This is a genomic window from Thermostichus sp. OS-CIW-32 (assembly GCF_054060415.1).
Genome location: NZ_JBSSDD010000013.1, coordinates 34,223 through 50,670 on the forward strand (window position 1 = coordinate 34,223; position 16,448 = coordinate 50,670).

Below are 16,448 nucleotides of genomic sequence, written 5' to 3' on the forward strand. Positions count from 1 at the left end.
GGCCAGCTCTGTACAAAAAACAGGGACGATTGCTACGATGATTGACTGCCGGTAGCGCGGGAAAGCCATGAACGTTCGCATCAACGCTGAGGAGATCATCCGCTCCATTGAAGCTGCCCAGATGAAGTCGGATCTGCCGGAGATTCGGGTTGGCGATCAGGTACGGGTGGGAGTTCGCATCCAAGAGGGGGGCAAAGAGCGGGTGCAAGCCTTTGAGGGCACGGTCATTGCCATGCGCCACTCCGGTATCAACCGCACCATTACGGTGCGCAAGGTTTTCCAAGGGATCGGTGTGGAGCGGGTTTTCCTCATTCACTCCCCGCGCATCGAGTCGATTCAGGTGCTGCGGCGGGGTAAAGTGCGTCGGGCCAAGCTGTTCTATTTGCGGGATCGGGTGGGCAAAGCCACTCGTATCAAGGCCAAGACAGAGAGTGCGGATAGCAAGGAACAGCTTCTTTGAAAATTAGGTGTACCTGCTACACTGGGTAAGCGGGTGTAACCTTTGGCCAATGCGTCCTTAGTTCAGTTGGTAGAACGTCGGTCTCCAAAACCGGATGTCGGGGGTTCGAGTCCTCCAGGGCGCGCTAACCATCAGACCCCCTGCGGCGATGGCTTCAGGTGGGGACACCCCATCCAAGGTGGTTTTTGCAGCCATGAAGTCCGTCAGTGTACCCAACCTACTCCCTGCGCTGCTGCTGGGGCTGCTGTTTTGGCTAGGGATCCCTATCTGGCCTGGATCGGGTGTGGTGGCAACGGCGGCGAGCCACAAGGTGGATCGCCAGATCGATCGACTGTTTGAGGAAGCCTTTGCGGCTACTCAGAGGGGAGATTTTGCCCAGGCGGAAGCCCTGTGGACTCAACTGTTGCAGATCCAGCCGGACAACCCGGCCCTGTGGAGCAACCGGGGCAATGCCCGTGTCAGCCAGCACCAACTGCAGGCAGCTCTGGAGGATTACGCTGAGGCCATTCGTTTGGCCCCTGAGGCGCCGGATCCCTATCTCAACCGAGGGGCTGCTTTGGAGGGGTTGGGGCGGTGGCAGGAGGCGATTGCAGACTACGAACGAGTGTTGCAGTTGGATCCCAACGATGCGGCAGCCTACAACAACCGCGGCAATGCGGAAGCAGGGCTGGGCCAATGGCAACAGGCCTTGGCTGACTACCGCCGCGCCACAGAATTGGCTCCCGACTACGCCTTCGCTCAGGCCAACTATGCTTTGAGCCTCTACCAGGTGGGTGAAACAGAAGCTGCTCTGCGCTTGATGCGGGCTCTGGTGCGCAAGTACCCGAAGTTTCCGGATATGCGGGCTGCTCTCAGCGCCATCCTTTGGGTGCAGGGTCGGCAAGGAGAGGCCGAAAGTCATTGGGTGGCTGTGCAAGGGCTGGATCCCCGCTACGCCGACCTGGAATGGGTGAAAACCGTCCGCCGTTGGCCACCGGCAATGGTGGCAGCTCTGGAGCGTTTCCTTTCTCTCAAGTAGTGAGGCTTACGATTGCGGCGGAGGCACTCTGGGTCTTGACTCTGCGCATTGACGAAACGGTTGCTGGGGATCCCCGCAGCTAGAGCCTCAGGTTACATCCTGGCTGGGGGGATGGAGATTGCTAGATTGGGATCAAGCCGAGGGCGGATTCCGGCAGCAGGCTTAACCCAGAGCCAAGAGAGCGCAGAGGGATCCCAAAGGCTTTCAGCGAGCTGTGAAAAAAACTGTGTAAAGGATTGCTTCCTGCGACACCTTTTCGCCTTCTTCTTCGTCTGTTTCAGTCCTATCGCGGCGCGTGGTATCAACGTGAGTGCAATGGCTTGTTTCTCTCGCTCTTCTTCCTTCTTCCCTGATGGGAGAGGGAGGCTGCGAAATCACTGGAGCTGGGCAGGGCTGTTGCTCATGGTTCTGCAGATTGGGCAACCTGCCGTCGCTCAGACGGAAACCCGAGTTTGGAGCGGAACCGGCCAAATTTTGAGCGGCCAGGGGCAGGGGGCGACGGTGCAATTGATCTTGGAAACGGGTGGCGGGCGTATCTGGAGCCAATCGGGGCCGGCTTTGGATGCACCCTTTTCCGGCGGCCATATTTCGGTAACCAGCGGTGATGGCACCTGGCAAATTCAATCGCAAGGGGATCAGTTGTTGGTCACCTTTTACCGCGGCGAGCAGATCATCCGCTGGCAACTGCGGCCCATGGGCGAGATCCCCAGCTCTTCTCCTTCTGCGCCATCCAGCTCCCTGAGCAGTGACTCCGCCCAGCCCGTAGCGCTGCCCGTCCAAGAGCTGGTGATTCCAGTACTGAAGAATTTGCCCGGTACCCCCTGAGGGATCCCTGCCCCGCCGGTTCTCGACCCATGAAACCTGGTGCGTTGGCCGCTGGGGCTATCAAACCTGTGGCCACTGGAATGGGCTGGGATGATTTTGGGGGCGGTGGGCCTGGGGATCCTATCCCATCGGCAGTTAGCCCGCCCGTTGTTTAGCTGAGCAGCGGGACACAGGGCAGGGGCAGTTGGGCCGCTGCCGCCGCATCCAGCAACCACAGCAGCCGTCCTCTGGGGTTTACGCGCTGGCAGGGTAGGTGGGCCTCGGTGGTCAGCGCCTCTTTCACGATGGGGGCTTTGTTTGCTCCAGTTACCAGGAACACCACCTGGGCTGCTTGGTTCAGAACAGGATAGGTCAAGGTTAGACGCGGCTCCTGCCCTTTTTGCCCCACTGTCACCCAGCGGTGCTGCACCTGCAGAGCGGCTGTGTCGGGAAACAAGGAAGCTGTGTGGCCATCTTCCCCCACTCCCAGCCATACCAGGTCGAGAGAAGGGCACTCTGTACCGAAAATCTGCCGCAGGGTCGCCTCGTATTCGGCAGCATCGCGAAGGGGATCCCCCGCTTGGGTGGGCATAGGGAAAACTTGAGCCGCCGGGATCCCGATCTGCTCCAGCAAGGTTTCCCGCACCATACGGTAGTTGCTCTCAGGGTGATCCGGGGGAACATAGCGCTCATCCCCCCAGAACAGCCAGGTTTGTTGCCAAGGGATCCCTGGGGTTTGGGCCAGGGCAGCATACAGCTTCTTGGGGGTGCTTCCCCCGGCCAAGACCACCGTAAAGCGTCCCCGCTCGCGAATGGCAGCGGCTGACCGAGCTTGCCAAATCTCGATGGCCCGTTGGATCAGGACGGATCCCTCTGGAAAGATCTCCAACTGGAATCCCTGCATACACCGAAGCCCTACTGCCGACCTATGCTGGGTCAGCCGACCTGCACCAACACTTTACCGAAGGGATCCCCTAAGCGGGGCAAACACTAGGAAGCCACCGCCAGCTCTTTGGCTTCTGCCCGAATTTGCTCGTAGAGGGCGCGCAGCTTCAGGCCCACGATGATCTGAATCAGACCAGAGCCATTGCGGGATCCCGGGTATTCCGGGTGCTTGCGCAACAGTTCCGTCAGCTCGCCATAGTAGCGGGTGGACAAGTTGCTCAGGTGGTTCTCGATGTAGATGACCTCTTCCAGCTTGTCGAAGGTGCCGTCGATCTCCAGAATCGAAACCGGGTGCTCGAAGTAGGTGGAAGGGCCATAGTGGAGGCGGATCCCTGGATAGGAACAAGTCAGCTTTTTGCCGCAGGGGATCCAATCAATGGTGGAGCCTTCGTCAAAGAGATAAACATGGTCGAAGTACTTCACCCCTTCCCGCTGGATCAGCCGCACCCGCAGTACTTTGTGCTCTGGATCCAGCTCCGGCAACAACTGGGTAGGCAAAACCTCAATGACGGCATCGGCGTACTGCTTCTGCACATCGACATAGGCTTCAAAGTCCGGGCGGCGAGCCTCGATTGAGCGCAACACATCTTCGTAGGTGTGGCCCCGCTCCGCCATGTCCCGCTTCACTTTCCAAGCAATCTTGATCTCCGGCGCCAGATCCAAGTACACCTTAAAGTCCAGCAGCTCGCGCACCCGCTCGTCATACATGGGATGCAGCCCCTCCAGGACGATGATGCGGTTGGGCTCCACCAGCTCCGGTGGGTCAATCAGCCCCGTCTCGTGGTTGTAGATGGGCTTCATCACACTTTGGCCGTTCTTAAGCGCCTTGGCCTGCTCGTACATCAGGTCGAAGTTGTTGGCGCGGGGATCCAGCGCCGTGATGCCCTTCTCTTTGCGCTGGTAGCGATCCAAGGAGTGATAGTCATCCAGACAGATGGTGGTAATCAGATCCCGGCCAAATAGATCCCCCAGCCGGCGTAAAAAGGTGGACTTGCCACAGCCAGAATCTCCGGCGACACCAATCATCACAACACGATCAGGACTGCTTGCCATGGGAACTCCTTGGGGACGGGCAGGGCAAAACTGAGAAAAAGGCTCTAGAAAGTTACCAACTGTTACGGTCTTGCATGATACCAAATAAAGCCGTTACATCACAAGCCGCTGGCAGGCCAGAGAGGTGGGCACCCTAAGCAACAATTTAACAAAAAATCCATATTTTTGGCCGATGAGCTTGGCCGGGATTATTTTTCCGGGGTTGCCGCTCTCAGGACGGCCTGGGGGGCTGGCGAAGGTCGTCTGCTTCTCCTCTGACAAGTTCCATTTGAGCAGCCGGGCTGCTGTGGTGTTTGCTATTTTGCTATATGTAAACTTATTTCCTCCCAGTGCCAGGAGCAGATCGCAGGTATGGTTGCCAGCGCAGAAAAGCGAGAGGTTGTCGTCAATCTGTATCGTCCCAACGCACCGTTGATCGGCCACTGCGTGGAGACCTACTCCATTGTCGGTGAAGGAGCACCCGGACTGACTAAGCACATTGTGCTCAGCTTGCCGGATCCCAACTACCGCTACCTAGAAGGGCAAAGCGTTGGCATTATCCCTCCTGGCGAAGATGCCAAGGGCAAGCCCCACAAGCCCCGCCTCTACTCGATTGCTTCCACCCGCTTTGGCGATGATGGCGAGGGGCGCACCGTCTCTTTGAGTGTGAAGCGGGCTGAATATGTCGATAGAGAGACAGGCCAGCCGGGGGTGGGGGTCTGCTCCGGCTTCCTCACCGATTTGAAGGCGGGCGACGAGGTGATGATCACGGGGCCATCGGGGAAAACCTTCCTGTTGCCTGAAGATGAGAATGCCAACCTGATCTTGATCGCCACCGGCACCGGCATTGCCCCTTTTCGCGCCTTCATCAAGCACCTGTTTGAAGAGGATCCCAACTATCAGGGCAAGATCTGGCTGTTCTTTGGGGTGCCCACCACCTCCACCTTGCTCTACCACGGGGATCTGGAGGCTTGGAAAGCCCAGTACGGGGATCGCTTCCGCGTCGATTACGCCATCAGCCGCGAGCAACAGACCCCCGATGGCAAGAAAATGTACGTGCAAAACCGCATGGCCGAATACGGTGCCGAGCTGTGGGACATGCTCCAGAAGCCTAACACCTACACCTACATCTGCGGCCTCAAGGGGATGGAGGACGGGATCAACAACGTCATGGGGCCTTTGGCGGAACAAGCCGGTCAGGATTGGAGCAAGTTCCAGAAGGAGCTGAAGAAGGCGGACAGGTGGCACGAAGAAACCTACTGATCTCTGCTTGTCGGGTTTTCAGAGCCAAAGGGATCCCGCTCCTCTGCAAGGTGCCGGATGAGGCTATCCGTACCGTGTGGTCGATGGGCAATAGTTTGTGGCACAGGCTGGGCAGCTAGGGGACAAGAATGTGGTGCAGGAGCTCCTTTCCCGAAGTGCTTCGTGAAACTCGTGACCAGAGCCTTGCCCGAGAGCTGTGCTCCGCCGGCGCGATTGGCGTGGGGAGTATGTCAAAATGCTTCTATCTCCCAGCGTGAGCGCTTTTTTCCCAGGAGCATCGAACCGTGGACGCGCGCTACAATCCCCAGGCCATCGAGAGCAAGTGGCAAGCCCACTGGCGTGAAATCGGGCTGGATCGCACCCCAGAGCTGAAGGACGGGAGCCGCAAATTCTATGCTCTGTCCATGTTCCCCTATCCCAGCGGCAACCTGCACATGGGGCATGTGCGCAATTACACCATCACCGATGTGATTGCCCGCCACAAGCGAATGCAGGGATACGCGGTGTTGCACCCGATGGGCTGGGATGCCTTTGGCCTGCCGGCGGAGAATGCCGCCATCGACCGGGGGATCCCACCGGCCAAGTGGACCTACCAAAACATTGCCCAGATGCGGGATCAGTTGCAGCGGTTGGGCCTGTCCTACGACTGGGAGCGGGAGATTACCAGTTGTTCGCCGGACTACTACAAGTGGACGCAGTGGATCTTCCTGCAATTTTTGCAGGCGGGCTTGGCCTACCAGAAAGAGGCGGCGGTGAACTGGGATCCGGTGGATCAGACGGTGTTGGCCAACGAGCAGGTGGATGCGGAGGGGCGTTCCTGGAGATCCGGCGCCCTGGTGGAAAAGCGCATGCTCAAGCAGTGGTTTTTCAAAATCACCGCCTATGCCGACCAACTGCTGGCGGATCTGGAAAAGCTCTCCGGCTGGCCGGAGCGGGTGCGCACCATGCAGGAGAACTGGATCGGCCAATCGGTGGGGGCTAAGGTGATTTTCAAAACCGAGGCAGGGGACGAGCTGGCAGTGTTCACCACCCGGCCCGATACCCTCTGGGGGGCCACCTTCATGGTGATGTCGCCGGAGCACCCCTTGGTGGACAAGCTCACCACCGCCGAGCAACTGCAGGCCGTCAGAGCCTATCAAGCCCAGGCCGCTGCCCGCAGCGAGATCGAGCGCAGCGCCGAAGACCGGGAAAAGACAGGGGTTTGGACGGGATCCTACGCCATCAACCCCGTTAACCAAGAGCGGATCCCCATCTGGATTGCCGACTATGTGTTGATGGGCTACGGGACGGGGGCCATCATGGCTGTGCCTGCCCACGACCAGCGGGATTTCGAGTTTGCCCGCAAGTTCGGCCTGCCCATCAAGCGGGTGGTGCAGCCGCCGGAGGGTTCTCCGGCCTCAGCGGATCGCGCCAGCGGGACGGAGTCCTCAGAACTGCAGGCTGCCTGGACGGGGGAAGGGGTGATGATCAACTCTGGCCCCCTAGACGGGATCCCGGTGGGCAAAGGCCCAGGGCAAAGCGTGGAAAGAGCCATCGCCTGGCTGGAAGCCCAGGGGCTGGGGGAAAAGCAGATCAACTACCGCCTGCGGGATTGGCTGATCTCGCGGCAGCGCTACTGGGGTTGTCCCATCCCGGTGATCCATTGTCCCCACTGTGGCATTGTGCCGGTGCCGGAGAAGGATCTGCCGGTGCTCTTGCCGGAGGATGTGGAGCTGACGGGGCGAGGGGGATCCCCGTTGGCCCAGTTGGAGGACTGGGTGAAGGTGAAGTGCCCCACCTGTGGCGCGGAGGCTCGCCGGGAAACCGATACCATGGACACCTTCATCTGCTCGTCGTGGTACTTCCTGCGCTTCAGCGATGCCCGCAACGACCGAGAGATCTTCCGCAAAGACCGGGTGAACGCCTGGCTGCCGGTGGATCAGTATGTGGGTGGCATTGAGCACGCCATCCTGCACCTGCTCTACTCCCGCTTTTTTACCAAGGTGTTGCGGGATCGGGGGCTGCTGGATTTTGACGAGCCGTTCTCGCGTCTGCTCACCCAGGGGATGGTGCAAGGGCGCACCTACTACAACCCCAACAAGTCCGGCAAGGATCGCTGGATCCCGGCAGCTCTGGTGAAGGATCCCAACGACCCGCGGGATCCGGAAACGGGCGAGCCCCTGCAAGTTATCTACGCTACCATGTCCAAGTCCAAGGGCAACGGCGTGGATCCCGAGGAGGTGCTGGCCCACTACGGGGCGGATACGGCCCGCATGTTTATCTTGTTCAAGGCCCCGCCGGAGAAGGATCTGGAGTGGGACGATGCCGATGTGGAGGGGCAATTTCGCTTTCTCAACCGCGTCTGGCGGCAGGTGTACGAGTTTGTCGTTCGCGGTGGCGGGACGGAGTCCTGGCGGGGCAGGGTCTCAGAGCTGTTGCCGGCCAAGGTCGAGGTGGGATCCCTGACCAAGGCGGAAAAAGATCTGCGCCGGGCCATCCACACCGCCATCAAGGAAGTCAGCGAAGATCTGGAAAACGATTATCAATTCAACACCGCCATTGCCGAGCTGATGAAGCTGAGCAATGCTCTGGGGGAGGCCGGGATCCCGGATTCGCCGGTCTATGCAGAGGGGATCGGCACGCTGGTGTTGCTGATGGCGCCTTTTGCCCCCCATATTGCGGAGGAGCTGTGGCAGGCGCTGGGGGGCGCAGACTCGGTGCATCGGCAGTCTTGGCCCAGCTATGACCCGGCAGCGCTGGTGGCCGACACGGTGACCATTGTGATTCAGGTGAACGGCAAATTGCGCGGCTCGTTTGAGGCCCCTGCCGAGGTAACGCCGGAGGAGCAGGAACAGTTGGCCCTTCGGTCAGAAGCAGCGCAGAAATACCTGGAGGGGGCAACACCCAAAAAAGTGGTGGTGGTGCCGAAAAAGCTGGTTAACTTTGTCCTCTAACGGCGGGCCTGGCCAAAATGTTCCGCACTGCTGACACGAACGGGATCGGGGCTTTCACTCGGCGTGGCAGCTCATCGACTTTCCAGGATCGGGCTATGCTGGACTGAGGACTACACCCATCTCCCTGTTGCTATGCGAGACCTTCTGCGCGACATCCTTCGGGACTGCTCTGGCTTTGTGGAACTGCGCTACCACGGCAAGGTGTTTCGCAGCATCACTGCCGAGAAGGGCCGCCTTGAGCGCACCGCGGTTCGTCGCCGTTCCGGAGTGGGGGTGCGGGTGTTGGAGGCCGGCACTTGGGGCTTTGCTGCCACCGGGGATCCCTCGCCGGCTGCCATTCGGGAGGCCATCGCTGAAGCTCGCCGTGCCGCCCAAGCCAGCGCCGACTACCGCAAACAAAAGCTGGGATCCCTGCCCAGTGTGCGGCTGGCCCAAGGGGAGTTCTGCGAGCCCGGTGTGGAGGAGGTGTTGAACAAACCGCTGGAGGCGAAGATCCAGTTGGCTCTGGAAACCGAGGCACAGGCCCGGCAGGCCTCTCGCCAAATTAGCTCCGCCAGTTGCACCTACAACGAGATCTACGAGGAAAAAGCCATTGTCACCACCGATGGGGCGGATGTGGCCTTTCGTCTGGTGCGCCCCGAGCTGCGAGTTCAGGCGGTGGCCGAAGCTGCCGGCCAGCTCAGCAGTGGCTCCGAGGCCATTGGGGTAACAGGGGGATGGGATTGCCTGTTCCGCTCGCATCCCTTGCAGATGGCGGAAAAGGCGGCTGCTACCGCGGTTGATTTATTGTCCGCAGGCTACGCAGAAGGGGGATGGGCCACGGTTATTCTGTCGCCTTCCATCGTGGGGCTGTTGGTGCACGAGGCCATTGGCCACACGGTCGAGGCGGATTTTGTCCTGGCGGGTTCTGTGGCTGCCGGCAAGCTGGGGCAGCGGGTGGCCAGCGACTGGGTTACTCTCAAAGACTCCGGCCATTCGGAGTTTATGCCAGGGGCAGGGGGAACCCTTCCTGTGGACGACGAGGGCGTTCCTACCCAAAGCACCACCATCATCCAAAACGGCATTCTGGTCAGCTATCTCCACAACCGCGAAACTGCCGCCCACTTTGGGGTGGAGCCCACCGGCAATGCCCGCGCCTGGGAATACGCCGATGAGCCTTTGATCCGCATGCGCAACACCTTCATCGAGCCCGGATCCCAAACGCTAGAAGAAATCATCGCCAGCACTCCCGATGGCTACTTCCTGGATGGGGCCAGGAACGGGCAGGCGGACTCCACCGGCGAGTTTATGTTTGGCGTGGAGCGGGCCTACCGCATTCGCGATGGCAAGCTGGCGGAGTTGCTGCGCGGTGTCACCATCACCGGCAATGCTTTTGAGGTGCTGCAATCGGTGGATGCCGTCTCGCGGGACTTCCTGTGGGATTTGGGATCCGGCCATTGCGGCAAGGGTCAACCGGCCAAGGTGGATGCAGGCGGCCCCTACATTCGCTGTCGGGCCATTGTGGGCGGACAGCAACCTGTGTAGTTATTCCCTTGGCGCTCCACAGCTAGCCCAGAGGTGAAGCCTACAGCTCGCTCTGTAAAGGGGACTGGCAGGCCAGCTCCAGGACTACCGAAAGCTGCTGGCCAGGAGCTACACAGAAACTCTGTCCTGCCGGCACGACTGACCGTGGGGGAGTTCACAGAACAGCCAATCCGTCCGCAAAAATTAGGGATCCCCTCACCTGCGGGGATCCCAGATGGGGTACTGGATCAAACCTTAGCGAGGGAAAACCACCTGGGCTCGCAACTCGCCCGGCGGGTTGGCCTGCGTGTGAATGTTGATGTAGTAAGCTCCGGCCAAAAAGCTGGAGACTTGCTCAGGGGTGAGGTTGGCTTCCAGTCGGAAATTCCCCGACTGATTGCCTGGATTCGGCAACATGTTCAAGACAAAGACCACCGGCCCTGTGGCCTGGGCGAAAGATTGTCCTGGCTGCGGCTGAGCAATGTGAATATGTCCAGGGCCAAAGTTAGCAATGGGTAGAAGTGGGGTTGTGAGATTTGTAAAGCTCCCCTGAACGGACAAGGTACGGGTGGTCTGATTCAAAGTGACAACGGCACTGCCGCTGGCGGAGCTGGGCACTGCTACTGGGGGAACCTCAGCACCTGGAGAAAGAGTCAAGGCGGCAGTGGACACCACGGCTCCCGGCGGAGCAGGAGGAGGGAGAACGGTAACTGAATCGCTGCCACCACCACAACCGCTGAGAAACAAGACAGCAACCAGGCAAAAGCCGCAAAAAGCCTCGAAAATTGAACGAGGCCGAAGGGCAAAACCGATCAACAACATGGAAAAAAGCTCCTCGGTCAGAGAACAGGCTAAATAAGGTACGTATCAGGCCAAGCTTCGGATTCATCTCTGGGTTTAAAAGACGGCGACATCACTGCTACCGAGAGACAAAAATCCCCACCCTGTGGGGGGCGGGGGATGGTGTAGACTGCACGCGGAGCAGAAATCTCTGACCGTACCCATTGGAAGGCATAGCCGGGGAGAGTGTTCACCAAGGCACTTTCCCCAACCTCCGTTCAGGATGGATCCGTTTATCCTCTGGCCGAGGCGGCCAAAGCAGAGTTCATGATCGGCCAGAACCAGTGGGGCCGCATCAGGATGACGGTGTCAATGACGTGGATGATGCCGTTATCGGCTTCGATGTCCGCTTGGATAACGGTGGCGTTGTTCACCTCGAACACATCCCCTTCAATGGTGAGATCGATGGGGGATCCCTCTACCGAGCCCACACTTTGGTACTTGGCCAAATCCGCCTTTTTCAGGCGACCGGGCACCACGTGGTAACACAAGATGCGGGTCAGTTGGGGGATGTTTTGCACCAGAGTGGTGATGGTGCCAGGGGGCAGCTTGGCAAAAGCCCCATCGGTGGGGGCAAAAACGGTAAAGGGGCCAGGGCTTTTGAGAGTGTCTACCAGGTTTGCCGCTTTAACGGCAGTTACCAAGGTGGAAAAGCCCTCAGCAGAGACGGCAATATCGACAATATCGGGCATGGCCGGGATCCTTTTGCTGTGAAGTTGTTGCTAACTGGATTGCTGCTCGAAAGGCTTTGGGATCATTAAAGTTGCCACGGGCTAGCGATAATTCTGATCCTGAATGTAGGCGAGACGGGCGGCTTCTCGGATCCCGTATTCCGGTCGAGTGAAGCGATTGAGTTGGCCCTCAAAATAACGGCGGTTCATCATCAAGTGCCGTGGATTTGGATCATCAAGGGGATACAAGAAAGCGGCCCTTCCCGCCTGAATCACGGCTGAGGTGACGTTGTACATGGAGCGCTGGAAGCTAACCCCCAATTGAATCAGCATGTCCTCTTCGCCGCGGCAATGCTTGCGATAATACTCCACCAAATACTGGGGCAAAAAGTGGTACATATCCTGGTGCAAGAGCGTGGGCGGGATCCCGGCGGTGCCCACCGGAAACTTATCGGCGTAGAGGATCCCGTAGTGGAAGTCCAACTGGTTGGTGGGAACTTCGTTGGCCTGGGCGTTGTAGGACTTAGTGCCGCGGAAAGGAGAGGTGCGATAAAACACGGCCTCTACATAGGGGAAGGCAGCCTCATATAGCCAGGTGAATCCTTTGGATTTGGGCACAATATCGTACCATTCTCCCCGAATACGCACGCGGTGGTAGATGGGTCGTCCGGCAATGGCGAAGATCCCGTTGACCAGAAAGTTCATCGCCTCCGGCACGCTGGTAATTTTGCCTTCATCGTAGAGATCGCTCATCTCAAAAAAGACCGGAGCCATCACCTCCCAAAACAGGCCCAACACCGAGTACATGGTGGCCTGGCGGCACAGCTCCAAGAACATATCAGGGAAGAGCTTGTATAGCCCCATCAACAAGGGGTTGCCCTGGCAATAGGCGCGGATGGCGCGGTCGGCATTTTGCTTGTATTCTTCGGAATCCATGTAGGGATCCAGCAAGCCCCCCATATCCCGGTGCCAGAGCATGGCCCGCATACATTCTTCGGCAAATTCCATGTTGATGCGGTCATGCCAGAGGTGATGCAAAATCCTGGGCAGCTTGCGCTTCAGCTCCCCCTTTTCCATAAACTCCAGCAGCTCGGGATGGGCCGTAGCCTGGCCTCGCCAAATGCGCAAATCCGCGTTATCCCCCGCGTAGTGGTTGGCCAGCTTCAGATACTCTTCAGGAATGATGAACTTGAAAAAAGGCAAGGGATCCACAAACACCTGCTCGGCAATGTAGAGCAGATCCCGCCAGTAGAAATCCATTGGCACGGCATAGGCTTTGTAGAGGCCGATAATTTGCATCAGGTTTTCCGGCGTATCTGGCAGCATGGATCCCCCTGCCTCCAGGCGGTGGACTATATCCGCAAAAGGATGGGTAGAAGGGGGCAGCTTGCGGGCTGTGAGGGTTGTCGTCATAGAAGAAGTCTCCAACTCTTCAAAAGTTCTGGCTCCTTGAGGTCATTCCCTGGGATCTCAATTCCTGGAAGTTTCCCGATTGCCTTGATCTGCTCCAGAGAAGGCAGCCCAGCTCCCTAGGGAGAATCGGCAAGATCGCCAGCCGAGGCCAGGATAAGCGTTTGCGCTTGAGCCACCTGGGTGGATAGGGTAAACGCCAAGGGTTGTGGCCATTTCACCAGGCTCATGGGCTGGATCCCAAACCAAACGATCAAGGCCGTCAAAATCAGCCCCGGGATCCGCTCCCAGCCATGCACGCGCGGGTAGTAGGCGGTGCGGTTGTCCAACCTGCCAAAGCAGGTGCGGTTCAGCAAAATCACGAAGTACACCGCCGTCAAGCCGGTGCCACAGATGCTGATCAAAGTCGGCAAAGGAAAATCCTGATAGCTGCCCTGGAAGATCAAAAACTCCGCCACAAAGCCCACCAGGCCAGGGATCCCGGCGCTGGCCATCCCCCCCAAGATGAGCAGGGCGCTCACTGTGGGCAAGCCTCGCAAGGGGTTGAGCAGGCCGTTGAGTACGTTCAGATCCCGCGTTCCCACTTTGCGCTCCACCAAGCCCACCAGATCAAACAGCAGCGCCAAGATGAGACCATGGGAGACCATCTGCACCATCGCCCCGGTCAGGCTAATGGGGGTGGCTGCCGCCATGCCCAGCAAGATGTAGCCCATGTGGCCAATGGAGCTGTAGGCCACCATGCGCTTGATGTCTTTTTGGGCGATGGCTGCCAAAGCCCCGGCCAACACGGCAATGGCTCCCCACCAGGCTAGGATCCCGCCCAGGTCGGCCCAAGCTTGGGGAAACAACTGCAGCCCAAAGCGAAACAGACCGTACGTGCCTAACTTGGAGAGGATCCCTCCCAGGAGGATAGCCACTGGCGGCGACGACTCCCCGTATGCATCAGGCAACCAGGTGTGGAAGGGGATCAGCGGCATCTTAATGCCGAAAGCCACGATCAAGGCCAACAGCGTCAAGGTCTGGGCAACAGGGCTGAGAGAGGTGATGCGGATCTCCAGCAGCTCAAAGCTATGGGGATCCCCCAGCCAGTAGATGGCCAAAAAGGCCCCCAACAGAAAGATGGCGGAAACGGCGGTGTAAATCAAAAACTTGATGGCAGCATAATCCCGCTTGGGGCTGCCCCAAATGGAGATGAGCAGGTAGATCGGGATCAGCACCAGCTCGTAAAACAAGAAGAACAAAAGCAGGTTCTGGGCAACAAAAGCCCCGTTGACCGACCCGCTCATGAACAAAATGCAGCCGTATAAGAGGTTGGGCCGCTTCACCTCTGGCTCAGCTGTCAGCACCGCAATCAGCGTGAGCAGCCCATTCAAAGCCACCATCAGCAGGGAAAACCCGTCCAGGCCCAGGGAGTAGCTCAGCCCAATTGCCGGGATCCAATCCCACCGCTGCACCCACTGCAGCCCTTCCGCTTGCAGGTCAAAGTTGGCAAACAGCAGCAGCGAGATCCCCAGCGGGATCCCGGCCAAGGCCACCGCCAGCTTTCGCCCCCCCAAGCCTAAGAACAGGAGCAGGGATCCCAAGATCGGCAACACAATCAAGGCACTCAGCATGGTCTTTTCCCTCTTTATCTAAGGACTCCGTCCCGCTACCTTGCCCAAGCCTAGAGAATCAGCCAGCCCAGCAGGGCCACCCCCACCACAATCGTCAGCACGTAGGCTTGCAACTGGCCAGAGGTGGTGTATTTCAAAACCTGTCCACCCGCCAATACCGCCAAGCTGGTCAAATTTACCAAGCCGTCTACCACATAGCGGTCGAACAAGGCTGTAACCTCAGAGATGATGCGTACCGCAAACACCACACTGGCCCGGTAGAGCTTGGGGGTGTAGAAGTCGTTGGCCAACAAATCCTGCCAGTCGGCCAAGAAGGCCCAGTCCACCGGCTGCCGCTGCGGACGCAGATACAGCCAGGCTCCCAAGGCAATGCCTGTCAAGCTGGATCCCGTCATTACCCCAACAGGGATCCCTTCCAGAGCGGGAATCAGACCTAGTGCCGCTAGGATCATGGGCATGTGCAGCGTTACCCCCATCATGGCGGTGCTGGGCAACATCATCGGCCAATGCACCTCTGGCGAGCGCTCGCTCATCTGCTGCGGTTTGCCCCCCCAGATCAGGCCAAACACCCGTGTCAGCCCTAGGGCCGTTACAGCATTGGTGACCAGCACGACTGCCGCCCACAACCCCTGCCCCGGTTGCACCAACTGCTGCCAGAGATCCGTCAGCACCCAAAAGGAGCCGAAGGGAGGCAAAGCGATGATTCCAGCCATCCCGGTCAAGAAGCACAGCCCCGAGATAGGGCGCCGCGACCACAGCCCGCCCAGGTAGCGCAAATCCTGGGTAATGCTGTTCCAGATCACCGTGCCCGGAGCCATCACCAACAGAGCCATGGCCGGAGCATAGGTCAGCAGCAACCCATAGGCTTGCTGGGGATGACCGGTGCCCACCGCCACAAAGATCAAGCCCATGTAGGCACTCACCAGATAAGACAAAGCTCGCTTGGCGTCGATCTGGGCCAAAGCCACCAGGGATCCCCCCACCGCTGTCAAGCCGCCGATGGTTAGCATCACCCTTAGCACTGTTGGGGAAAGCTCGTAGAGGGGTTGCAGGCGAATCAACACCCAGGCCCCTGTGCCCACCACCACCGCATTGCGCAAGATCGTCGAGGGGATCGGCCCTTCCATCGCCTCATCCAGCCACAGGTGCAGAGGAAATTGGGCACACTTGCCTACGGGGCCGGCCAGCAACCCCAGCCCTACCAGGGCCAGCAGGGTGGGATCCACAGTGACAGATCCTGCCTGCACCGCCTCTGCCCAGGCCGCCAAATCCTCAAACTCCCAGGAGCCGGTCAGGGGATAGATGGCGATTACCCCCATCAAGAGCAACAGGTCGCCGATGCGCTTGGTTAAAAAAGCATCCCGCGCTCCCGTCACCACCAGCGATTGGTTGAACCAAAAGCCCACCAACAGGTAAGTGCCCAGGGTCAAAATCTCCAGGATCACGTAGCTGAAAAAGAGGGAGTCGCACAAAGCCAAGGCACACATCCCCCCCTCAAACAGGCCCAGCAGGGAGAAAAACCGCGCCCAGCCCCAGTCCATTTCCATGTAGCCAAAGCCGTAGATCTGGGCCACCAGGTTCAGCCCCGTCACCACAGCGCAGGCCCCCAGAGTTACCGATGACACCTGCAGCGGCAGCTCTAACATCAGATCCCCCACCTGTAGCCAGGGCAACCGAATGACCTGCGCCGGCTGATCCCAAATCGCCACCAGCGCTCCCACACTGTGAAGGAAAGCCACTAAGGTCAGCAGGGCATTCAAATAACCTGCCGGACGTGGTCCCGTGCGCCGGGTGATTCCTGGGGACCAGATCAGCGCTCCCGCCCACGCCACCAAGGCGTAGAGGGGAATCAGCCATGCAGTTGTGACCAGCCCGTTCAAGCTCATAATCCTCCTTCGGCCAGGGATCTTGGCCAAACTGGAACACTTGCTGAGATCCTGTAAAAAATCTTAAGCA

13 protein-coding genes and 1 tRNA gene are annotated in these 16,448 nt (G+C 59.0%); 7 read left to right on the forward strand and 7 right to left on the reverse strand.

Translation table 11 applies throughout. The annotated features are described in order from the left end of the window. Positions 1-67 precede the first annotated feature (67 nt). From rplS to ACVWY8_RS12200, 4 genes are all read left to right on the forward strand, one after another. Positions 68-460: a 50S ribosomal protein L19 gene (gene rplS, locus ACVWY8_RS12185; protein WP_457384001.1), complete on the forward strand. Its 393-nt coding sequence runs from the start codon at positions 68-70 to the stop codon at positions 458-460. A 51-nt stretch (positions 461-511) separates the two neighbouring features. Continuing rightward, positions 512-584: transfer RNA gene (locus ACVWY8_RS12190), tRNA-Trp, on the forward strand. Between the two features lie 69 nt (positions 585-653). After that, positions 654-1,478: a tetratricopeptide repeat protein gene (locus ACVWY8_RS12195; RefSeq protein WP_457395240.1), complete on the forward strand. Its 825-nt coding sequence runs from the start codon at positions 654-656 to the stop codon at positions 1,476-1,478. A gap of 402 nt (positions 1,479-1,880) precedes the next feature. Further along, on the forward strand, positions 1,881-2,303 hold the full coding sequence (locus ACVWY8_RS12200; RefSeq protein ID WP_148202781.1) for a hypothetical protein: 423 nt from the start codon (positions 1,881-1,883) through the stop codon (positions 2,301-2,303). A gap of 151 nt (positions 2,304-2,454) precedes the next feature. On the opposite strand, the gene pgl is transcribed toward ACVWY8_RS12200, so the two are convergent. Together pgl and ACVWY8_RS12210 are read right to left on the reverse strand one after the other, a co-directional pair. Continuing rightward, positions 2,455-3,186, reverse strand: coding sequence for a 6-phosphogluconolactonase (gene pgl / locus ACVWY8_RS12205; RefSeq protein ID WP_457395237.1), 732 nt, complete (start codon positions 3,184-3,186; stop codon positions 2,455-2,457). 86 nt (positions 3,187-3,272) lie between these two features. Next, positions 3,273-4,280 carry a phosphoribulokinase gene (locus tag ACVWY8_RS12210; RefSeq protein WP_457395234.1) on the reverse strand — a complete coding sequence of 336 codons (1,008 nt, stop codon included), beginning with the start codon at positions 4,278-4,280 and terminating at the stop codon, positions 3,273-3,275. Between the two features lie 351 nt (positions 4,281-4,631). On the opposite strand from ACVWY8_RS12210, the gene ACVWY8_RS12215 reads away from it, so the two are divergent. The 3 genes from ACVWY8_RS12215 to ACVWY8_RS12225 all read left to right on the forward strand — a co-directional run bounded on the left by ACVWY8_RS12215 (position 4,632) and on the right by ACVWY8_RS12225 (position 9,979). Then, positions 4,632-5,522 (forward strand): ferredoxin--NADP(+) reductase, encoded by an 891-nt coding sequence (locus tag ACVWY8_RS12215; protein ID WP_414357239.1) that lies wholly within the window; start codon positions 4,632-4,634, stop codon positions 5,520-5,522. Between the two features lie 284 nt (positions 5,523-5,806). Next, on the forward strand, positions 5,807-8,455 hold the full coding sequence (leuS, locus tag ACVWY8_RS12220; RefSeq protein ID WP_457395230.1) for a leucine--tRNA ligase: 2,649 nt from the start codon (positions 5,807-5,809) through the stop codon (positions 8,453-8,455). Between the two features lie 132 nt (positions 8,456-8,587). Beyond that, the gene (locus ACVWY8_RS12225; RefSeq protein WP_457393959.1) at positions 8,588-9,979 is read left to right on the forward strand and encodes a TldD/PmbA family protein; all 1,392 of its coding nucleotides are present in this window, start codon (positions 8,588-8,590) and stop codon (positions 9,977-9,979) included. 234 nt (positions 9,980-10,213) lie between these two features. Here ACVWY8_RS12225 and ACVWY8_RS12230 read toward each other — a convergent pair whose 3' ends face one another. The 5 genes from ACVWY8_RS12230 to ACVWY8_RS12250 all read right to left on the reverse strand — a co-directional run bounded on the left by ACVWY8_RS12230 (position 10,214) and on the right by ACVWY8_RS12250 (position 16,378). Beyond that, positions 10,214-10,780, reverse strand: coding sequence for a CHRD domain-containing protein (locus ACVWY8_RS12230; protein ID WP_457395228.1), 567 nt, complete (start codon positions 10,778-10,780; stop codon positions 10,214-10,216). A 251-nt stretch (positions 10,781-11,031) separates the two neighbouring features. After that, complete coding sequence (locus tag ACVWY8_RS12235; RefSeq protein WP_414351926.1) at positions 11,032-11,490, reverse strand: fasciclin domain-containing protein; 459 nt, start codon at positions 11,488-11,490, stop codon at positions 11,032-11,034. 81 nt (positions 11,491-11,571) lie between these two features. Further along, on the reverse strand, positions 11,572-12,882 hold the full coding sequence (locus tag ACVWY8_RS12240; protein ID WP_414351925.1) for a CO2 hydration protein: 1,311 nt from the start codon (positions 12,880-12,882) through the stop codon (positions 11,572-11,574). Between the two features lie 116 nt (positions 12,883-12,998). Further along, positions 12,999-14,492 carry an NADH-quinone oxidoreductase subunit M gene (locus ACVWY8_RS12245; protein WP_457395226.1) on the reverse strand — a complete coding sequence of 498 codons (1,494 nt, stop codon included), beginning with the start codon at positions 14,490-14,492 and terminating at the stop codon, positions 12,999-13,001. Positions 14,493-14,542: 50 nt separating this feature from the next. Beyond that, the gene (locus tag ACVWY8_RS12250; protein WP_457395224.1) at positions 14,543-16,378 is read right to left on the reverse strand and encodes an NAD(P)H-quinone oxidoreductase subunit F; all 1,836 of its coding nucleotides are present in this window, start codon (positions 16,376-16,378) and stop codon (positions 14,543-14,545) included. Between the last annotated feature and the right edge of the window lie 70 nt (positions 16,379-16,448).